This window comes from Pseudomonas sp. EGD-AK9 (assembly GCF_000465935.2).
GTDB lineage: Bacteria > Pseudomonadota > Gammaproteobacteria > Pseudomonadales > Pseudomonadaceae > Aquipseudomonas.
In genome coordinates, this window is the sequence record NZ_AVOF01000125.1 from 1 (window position 1) to 8,138 (window position 8,138).

The following is an 8,138-nucleotide window of genomic DNA, read 5'->3' on the forward strand; positions in this document are numbered from 1 at the left end:
CTCTTTTTTCTTACAGGCTTATCCGGACATGATGGACATCAACGAAATTCGTGAATACTTGCCGCACCGCTATCCCTTCCTTCTGGTGGATCGTGTGGTGGACCTGGACGTCGAGGGCAAGTGCATCCGCTTCCTGCTGCCCTGCGCCACGCCGGAACGCCGTGCGCAACTGGAGCAGATGCTGGCCAGCCGCGACCTGCCGCTGACCCTGCTCGACGGCCGCTCGCACGAGGCCCTGGCCGCCTGCGACGCGGTGCTGATCGCCTCCGGCACCGCGACCCTGGAAGCGCTGCTGTACAAGCGGCCGATGGTGGTGGCCTATCGCGTGGCGCCGCTGACCTACCGCATTCTCAAGCGCCTGGTGAAGAGTCCGTACATTTCCCTGCCCAACCTGCTGGCCGAGCGCCTGCTGGTGCCGGAGCTGATCCAGGACGCGGCCAGCGCCGATGCCCTGGCGCAATCGCTGGCGCCGCTGATCGACGGCGGCGAGGTGCAGACCGAGGGTTTCGACGTGATCCACCGCGCCCTGCGCCGCGACGCCTCGGCGCAGGCGGCCGAGGCCGTGCTCAAGCTGGTCGGTCGCTGATGCAGCTGGGATTGGACTTCGCTCTGGTCGAGGACCTGGTGGCCGGGGTCGACGAGGTCGGCCGCGGTCCGCTGTGCGGCGCGGTGGTCACCGCCGCGGTGATCCTCGATCCGGCGCGGCCGATCCAGGGCCTCAACGACTCCAAGAAGCTGTCCGAGGCGCGCCGCGACAGGCTGTTCGACGAGATTCGCGAGAAGGCCCTGGCCTGGTGCATTGCCCGCGCCGAGGTGGAGGAGATCGACCGCCTGAATATCCTCCACGCCACCATGCTGGCCATGCAGCGCGCGGTCGCCGGGCTCGGTGTGACGCCGAAGCTGGCGCTGATCGACGGCAACCGCTGCCCCAAGCTGGCGGTGCCCAGCGCGCCGGTGGTCGGCGGCGACGCCAAGGTGCCGGCCATCGCCGCCGCGTCCATTCTGGCCAAGGTCAGCCGCGACCGCGAGATGGCCGAGCTGGATCTGCTCTATCCCGGCTACGGCATCGCCGGGCACAAGGGCTATCCGACGCCCACCCACCTCGAGGCGCTGCGCCGCCTCGGACCGACGCCGATCCATCGGCGCTCCTTCGCCCCGGTACGCGAGCTGCTGGAGCGCTGAGGTCGCGCCTTGTCGCCTGACCGACTGCATTGGTCGCCTCAGCGCAAGCCATGAAAACCGCGATCCCCCAAAGTGCCGCCCCTTTGCGCAGGCTAGACTCTGCGCAATATCCCGGCGGGCCTCGACCCGCTATCCGCCCCGGCGATCCCGGGCCAACGTAGAAGCCGCCGGCGGCGGCAGGGGAGTGATGATGCACGACATGGCCAATCAGGTCGTCGACCTACTCAACGGCCTCATCTGGGGCAAGGTGCTGATCTGGCTGCTGGTGGGCTGCGGCCTGTATTTCACCGCGCGCCTGGGGCTGATCCAGTTCCGCCATTTCGGCCATATCTTCAGCGTGCTGCGCGGCAGCCGGCAGAGCGACGCCGCCGGGATTTCCTCGTTCCAGGCGCTGTGCACCTCGCTGGCGGCGCGGGTCGGTACCGGCAACGTGGCAGGCGTGGCAGTGGCCATCACCCTGGGCGGGCCGGGGGCGATCTTCTGGATGTGGATGATCGCCCTGGTCGGCATGGCCACCGCGTTCGTCGAGGCGACCCTGGCCCAGCTGTTCAAGACCCGCGACGCCAGGGGCCAGTTCCGCGGCGGCCCGGCCTACTACATGGAGCGCGGCCTGGGCGCGCGCTGGATGGGCGTGCTGTTCTCGATCTTTCTGATCATCGCCTTCGGTTTCGTCTTCAATTCGGTGCAGGCCAATACCATCAGCGGCGCGCTGATCGGCGCCTTCGGCCTGGACTGGGGCACGCTAAGCATCGCCGGCAGCCCGGTGCAGGTCGCCGCGCTGGCCATCGGCGCGCTGCTGGTGGTGCTCACCGGCCTGATCATCTTCGGCGGCCTGCGCTCGATCGCGCGGTTCTCCGAACTGGCGGTGCCATTCATGGCGGCGGCCTACCTGCTGCTGGCGCTGGTGCTGATCCTGCTCAACCTGGATCAGCTGCCGGGCATCTTGGTCCTGATAGTCAAGAGCGCCTTCGGTCTGCACGAGGCCGCCGCCGGCGGCATCGGCGCGGCGATCATGAACGGCGTCAAGCGCGGCCTGTTCTCCAACGAGGCAGGCATGGGCTCGGCGCCCAACGTCGCCGCAGCCGCCACCCCCTATCCGCCGCATCCGGCGTCGCAGGGTTACGTGCAGATGGCCGGGGTGTTCATCGACACCATCCTGATCTGCACCGCCTCGGCGGCGATCATCCTGCTGGCCGGACCGCAGGCGGGCGAGGGCATCGGCCTGGTGCAGAACGCGCTGACCAGCCAGGTCGGCGGCTGGGGCCAGTATTTCCTGGCGCTGATCATCCTGTTCTTCGCCTTCACCTCCATCGTCGCCAACTACAGCTACGCCGAGAGTTGCCTGGTGTTCCTCGAGCACAACCACGCCAGCGGCCTGCTCCTGTTCCGCCTGCTGGTACTGGCCATGGTGATGTTCGGCGCGCTGGCCTCGCTGCCGTTCGTCTGGAACCTCGCCGACGTCTCCATGGGCCTGATGGCGATCACCAACCTGATCGCCATCCTCCTGCTCTCCGGCCTGGCCATCCGTCTGGCGCGCGACTACAACGAGCAGCGCAAGCGCGGCCAGCTGCCGACCTTCGACGCCAGCCGCCATCCGGATATCCAGGCCAGGCTGGAGCCGGGCATCTGGGACAAACGCAGCGCTTAGACGCTGCCCTAAAAGCCAAGGCCCGGTACAATCCGGGCCTTGTTGTTTTCGTCTTCAGCACAGGACCGCCATGAGCCCCAATTTCGTCCACCTGCGTCTGCACACCGAATACTCCCTGGTCGACGGCCTGGTGCGGGTCAAACCGCTGATCAAGGCGGTGGCCGGGGCCGGCATGCCGGCGGTGGCGGTCACCGACATGAGCAACATGTGCGCGTTGGTGAAGTTCTACAAGACCGCCATGGGCGCCGGCATCAAGCCGATCTGCGGCGCGGATATCTGGCTGGCCAGCGCCGACGAGGACGGCCCGCTGTCGCGCCTGACCCTGCTGGCGATGAACGCCAAGGGCTATCGCAACCTCACCGAGCTGGTCTCGCGCGGCTGGGCCGAAGGGCAGAGCAACGACCTGGTGATCATCCAGCGCGACTGGGTCAAGGAGGCCGCCGAGGGCCTGATCGCCCTGTCCGGTGCGCGCGAGGGCGAAGTGGGCCAGGCCCTGCTGGCCGGCGACGAGGCCGCCGCCGAAGCGCGCCTGCGCGAGTGGATGGCGGTGTTCCCCGAGCGCTTCTACCTGGAGGTGCAGCGCACCAGCCGGGTCGGCGACGAGGAGTACTTGCACGCCGCGGTGGCCCTGGCCGACCGCGTCGAGGCGCCGCTGGTGGCGACCAACGACGTGCGCTTCATCAAGCAGGACGACTTCGAAGCCCACGAGACCCGCGTGTGCATCGGCGAGGGCCGTTCCCTGGATGACCCGCGCCGGCCGCGCAACTATTCCGACCAGCAGTACCTGAAAACCCCGGCGGAGATGTGCGAGCTGTTCTCCGACCTGCCCGAGGCGCTGGAGAACAGCGTGGAGATCGCCAAGCGCTGCAACATCGAGGTGCAGCTGGGCAAGTACTTCCTCCCCGACTTCCCCACGCCCAATGGCATGGGCATCGACGACTACCTGCGGCATGCCTCCTTCGAGGGCCTGGAAGAGCGCCTGGAGGTGCTGCTGCCCAAGGACACGCCGGATTACCAGGCGAAGAAGCAGGTCTATATCGACCGCCTCAATTTCGAGCTGGATATCATAATCCAGATGGGCTTCCCCGGTTACTTCCTGATCGTGATGGACTTCATCCAGTGGGCCAAGAGCAACGGCGTGCCGGTCGGCCCGGGCCGGGGGTCGGGTGCCGGTTCGCTGGTGGCCTACGTGCTGAAGATCACCGACCTCGATCCCTTGGCCTACGACCTGCTGTTCGAGCGCTTCCTCAACCCCGAGCGGGTATCCATGCCCGACTTCGACGTCGACTTCTGCATGGACGGCCGCGACCGGGTGATCGACTACGTGGCCGACAAGTACGGGCGCAACGCGGTGAGCCAGATCATCACCTTCGGCTCGATGGCGGCCAAGGCGGTGGTGCGCGACGTGGCGCGCGCCCAGGGCAAGTCCTACGGCCTGGCCGATCGCCTGTCGAAGATGATTCCCTTCGAAGTGGGCATGACCCTGGAGAAGGCCTACGAGATGGAGGAGCCGCTGCGCGACTTCCTCAAGAACGACGAAGACGCCCGGGAAATCTGGGACATGTCGCTCAAGCTCGAAGGCGTGGTGCGCGGCACCGGCAAGCACGCCGGCGGCGTGGTGATCGCACCGACCAAGCTCACCGACTTTTCGCCGATCGCCTGTGACGAGGAGGGCGGCGGCCTGGTGACCCAGTTCGACAAGGACGACGTCGAGCAGGCCGGCCTGGTCAAGTTCGACTTCCTCGGCCTGCGTACCCTGACCATCATCAAATGGGCGATGGAAACCATCCATCGCATCCAGAAGCGCGACGGCGCCGCGGACGAGGAGCTGGTCAACATCGACTTCATCCCGCTGGATGACAAGAAGACCTACGACATGCTGCAGAAGGCGGAGACCACCGCGGTCTTCCAGCTCGAATCGCGCGGCATGAAGGAGCTGATCAAGAAGCTCAAGCCCGACTGCCTGGAGGACATGATCGCCCTGGTGGCGCTGTTCCGCCCCGGCCCGCTGCAGTCCGGCATGGTGGACGACTTCATCAACCGCAAGCACGGCCGCGCCGAGCTGTCCTACCCGCACCCGGATTACCAGTACGCCGGTCTGGAGCCGGTGCTCAAGCCCACCTACGGCGTCATCCTGTACCAAGAACAGGTGATGCAGATCGCCCAGGTGATGGCGGGGTATACGCTGGGTGGTGCGGATATGCTGCGCCGCGCCATGGGCAAGAAGAAGCCCGAGGAGATGGCCAAGCAGCGCGGCGGCTTCATCGAGGGCTGTGCCAACAACGGCATCGATGCCGACCTGGCCGGCAACATCTTCGACCTGGTGGAAAAATTCGCCGGTTACGGCTTCAACAAGTCGCACTCCGCCGCCTACGGCCTGGTGTCCTACCAGACTGCCTGGCTCAAGGCGCATTACCCGGCGCCGTTCATGGCCGCGGTGCTGTCGGCGGATATGCACAACACCGACAAGGTGGTGATCCTGGTGGAAGAGTGCCGCAACATGAAGTTGCGCATCGATCCGCCGGACGTGAACGTCTCCGAGTTCAAGTTCACCGTCAACGACGACGGCCGTATCGTCTACGGCCTCGGCGCGGTCAAGGGCGTGGGCGAGGGGCCGGTGGAGGCCATCGTCGAATGCCGCGCCGAGGGTGGGCCATTCAAGGACCTGTTCGACTTCTGCAACCGCGTCGACCTCAAGCGCATCAACAAGCGCACCCTCGAAGCGCTGATCCGCAGCGGCGCGCTGGATCGCCTGGGGCCCTACTACCAGGACGAGCTCAAGGCCTACCAGGCCAGCGTCGACAAGAATCGCGCGGTGTTGCTGGCGTCCATGGAAGAGGCCGTGCAGTCCGCCGAGCAGACCGCGCGCAGCGCCGAGAGCGGCCATATGGACCTGTTCGGCGGCCTGTTCGCCGAGCCCGAGGCGGACGTCTACGCCAACCACCGCAAGGCCCGCGATCTGCCGATCAAGGAGCGCCTGAAAGGCGAGAAGGACACCCTGGGCATCTACCTGTCCGGCCACCCCATCGACGAATACGAAGGCGAGATCCGCCGTTTCGCCCGCCAGCGCATCGTCGAGCTCAAGCCCGCGCGCGATACCCAGACCATCGCCGGGATGATCGTCAACCTGCGGGTGATGAAGAACAAGAAGGGCGACAAGATGGGCTTTATCACCCTCGACGACCGCTCCGGGCGGATCGAGGCCTCGCTGTTCGCCGATGCCTTCGCCAGCAACCAGGCGCTGCTGCAGAACGATGCGCTGGTGGTGGTCGAGGGCGAGGTGAGCAACGACGACTTCTCCGGCGGCCTGCGCCTGCGCGCCAAGCGCGTGATGAGCCTGGAGGAGGCGCGCACCGGCCTGGCCGACAGCCTGCGCCTGAAGGTCGCCGGCGAGGCGCTGAAAGGCGACCGCCTGCGCTGGCTGGCCGAGCTGTGCGGCAAGCACAAGGGCGCCTGCCCGGTGACCCTGGACTACAGCGGCGAGGAGGCACGCGCCTTGCTTCAGTTTGGCGACGCCTGGCGCATCGACCCGGCCGACACATTGATTCAGGCATTGCGTGACCAGTTCGGGCGCGACAACGTCTTTTTGCACTACCGCTGACGCGAGAGGGGAAAATTCCCTTTGTGTTGGCATTGGCACCTGCGGGTGTCGACCCGCTGCGCCCTATCCCTTAAGGTAGGGCGCCTAATGGATACAGCTCCCCGGCCACTTGGCCGTCGACGCAAGACGGATGACTATGAACCCGAATTTTCTCGATTTCGAACAGCCGATCGCCGACCTGCAAGCCAAGATCGAAGAGCTACGCCTGGTCGGTAACGACAACGCGCTGAACATCGGCGACGAGATTGCCCGCCTGCAGGACAAGAGCAGCGCGCTGACCGAAAGCATCTTCGGCAACCTCTCCAGCTGGCAGATCGCTCAGCTGGCGCGCCATCCGCGCCGCCCCTACACCCTGGACTACATCCAGCACATCTTCACCGAGTTCGACGAGCTGCACGGCGACCGTCACTTCTCCGACGACGCCGCCATAGTCGGTGGCGTGGCCCGTCTCGGCGAGCAGCCGGTGATGGTCATCGGTCATCAGAAGGGCCGTGAAGTGCGCGAGAAGGTACGCCGCAACTTCGGCATGCCGCGTCCCGAGGGCTACCGCAAGGCCTGCCGCCTGATGGAAATGGCCGAGCGCTTCAAGATGCCGATCCTCACCTTTATCGACACCCCCGGTGCCTACCCGGGTATCGATGCCGAGGAACGCGGGCAGAGCGAGGCCATCGCCTGGAACCTGCGGGTGATGGCGCGGCTGAAGACCCCGATCATCGCCACCGTGATCGGCGAGGGCGGCTCCGGCGGCGCGCTGGCCATCGGCGTCTGCGATCAGCTGAACATGCTGCAGTACTCCACCTACTCGGTGATCTCGCCGGAAGGCTGCGCCTCGATTCTCTGGCGTACCGCCGAGAAGGCGCCGGACGCCGCCGAGGCCATGGGCATCACCGCCGAGCGCCTGAAGGATCTGGGCATCGTCGATCAGGTGATCGCCGAGCCGCTGGGCGGCGCTCATCGTGATCCGGCAGCGGCTTCCGAGTCGATTCGTCAGGAGCTGACCAAGCAGTTGGCCAGCCTGCAGAAGTACGACACCGACGCCCTGCTCAAGCGTCGTTACGATCGCCTGATGAGCTACGGCATCGCCTGAGCTCGTTCAGCGCGCATCTCAACGGGCCTTCGGGCCCGTTGTTGTTTAAGCTTGGCCGATGACTGCTCTCGATATCCGTCTGCGCGCCGCGTTGCAGCCCTGGCGAACGGCACCGGCCTGGCGTATCGCCTTCTCCGGCGGCCTCGACTCCAGCGTGCTGCTGCACCTGCTGGCCGGTCTCGTCCGGCGCGAGGCGCTGCCGCCGCTGGCCGCCATCCATGTCCACCACGGCCTGCAGCCGGCGGCCGAGGCCTGGCCCGAGCATTGCGCGCGCAGCTGCGCGCAGCTGGATATTCCCCTGGAAATCGTTGCGGTGCAGGTTGCGCCGGGCGCCAGCCTGGAGCAAGCGGCGCGCCAGGCGCGCTACGCCGCCTTCGCCGCGCGTCTGGGCGAGGGCGAGGTGCTGCTCGGTGCCCAGCATCGCGACGATCAGGCCGAGACCTTGCTGTTTCGCCTGTTGCGCGGCGCCGGCGTGCGCGGTCTGGCGGCCATGCCTGTAGCTCGACCGCTGGGCCGCGGCACTCTGGTTCGGCCGCTGCTGGACGTTCCGCGTACCGAGTTGCTGGCCTATGCCGAGGCCCATGGGCTGAGCTGGGTGGAAGACCCGAGCAATGCCGATG

5 protein-coding genes and 1 pseudogene are annotated in these 8,138 nt (G+C 66.6%); all 6 read left to right on the top strand.

Annotation, left to right across the window (positions count from 1 at the left end):
- Nucleotides 1-586 (top strand): annotated as a pseudogene (locus N878_RS06895) (hypothetical protein); the annotation flags it as partial.
- Nucleotides 586-1,182, top strand: coding sequence for a ribonuclease HII (gene rnhB, locus N878_RS06900; protein ID WP_031302846.1), 597 nt, complete (start codon nucleotides 586-588; stop codon nucleotides 1,180-1,182). The pseudogene N878_RS06895 and the gene rnhB, both read left to right, overlap by 1 nt.
- Nucleotides 1,183-1,372: 190 nt before the next feature.
- On the top strand, nucleotides 1,373-2,830 hold the full coding sequence (locus N878_RS06905; RefSeq protein WP_031302847.1) for a sodium:alanine symporter family protein: 1,458 nt from the start codon (nucleotides 1,373-1,375) through the stop codon (nucleotides 2,828-2,830).
- A gap of 70 nt (nucleotides 2,831-2,900) precedes the next feature.
- Nucleotides 2,901-6,431 (top strand): DNA polymerase III subunit alpha, encoded by a 3,531-nt coding sequence (gene dnaE / locus N878_RS06910; protein ID WP_021442936.1) that lies wholly within the window; start codon nucleotides 2,901-2,903, stop codon nucleotides 6,429-6,431.
- Between the two features lie 136 nt (nucleotides 6,432-6,567).
- Complete coding sequence (locus N878_RS06915; RefSeq protein ID WP_021442937.1) at nucleotides 6,568-7,518, top strand: acetyl-CoA carboxylase carboxyltransferase subunit alpha; 951 nt, start codon at nucleotides 6,568-6,570, stop codon at nucleotides 7,516-7,518.
- Between the two features lie 58 nt (nucleotides 7,519-7,576).
- On the top strand, nucleotides 7,577-8,138 hold a 562-nt coding region (gene tilS / locus N878_RS06920), incomplete at its 3' end, for a tRNA lysidine(34) synthetase TilS (protein WP_021442938.1).

Bases quoted from the DNA above. Each gene is read 5' to 3' on its own strand.
- rnhB (WP_031302846.1), top strand. From the start codon at position 586: ATGCAGCTGGGATTGGACTTCGCTCTGGTCGAGGACCTGGTGGCCGGG.
- N878_RS06905 (WP_031302847.1), top strand. From the start codon at position 1,373: ATGCACGACATGGCCAATCAGGTCGTCGACCTACTCAACGGCCTCATC.
- dnaE (WP_021442936.1), top strand. From the start codon at position 2,901: ATGAGCCCCAATTTCGTCCACCTGCGTCTGCACACCGAATACTCCCTG.
- N878_RS06915 (WP_021442937.1), top strand. From the start codon at position 6,568: ATGAACCCGAATTTTCTCGATTTCGAACAGCCGATCGCCGACCTGCAA.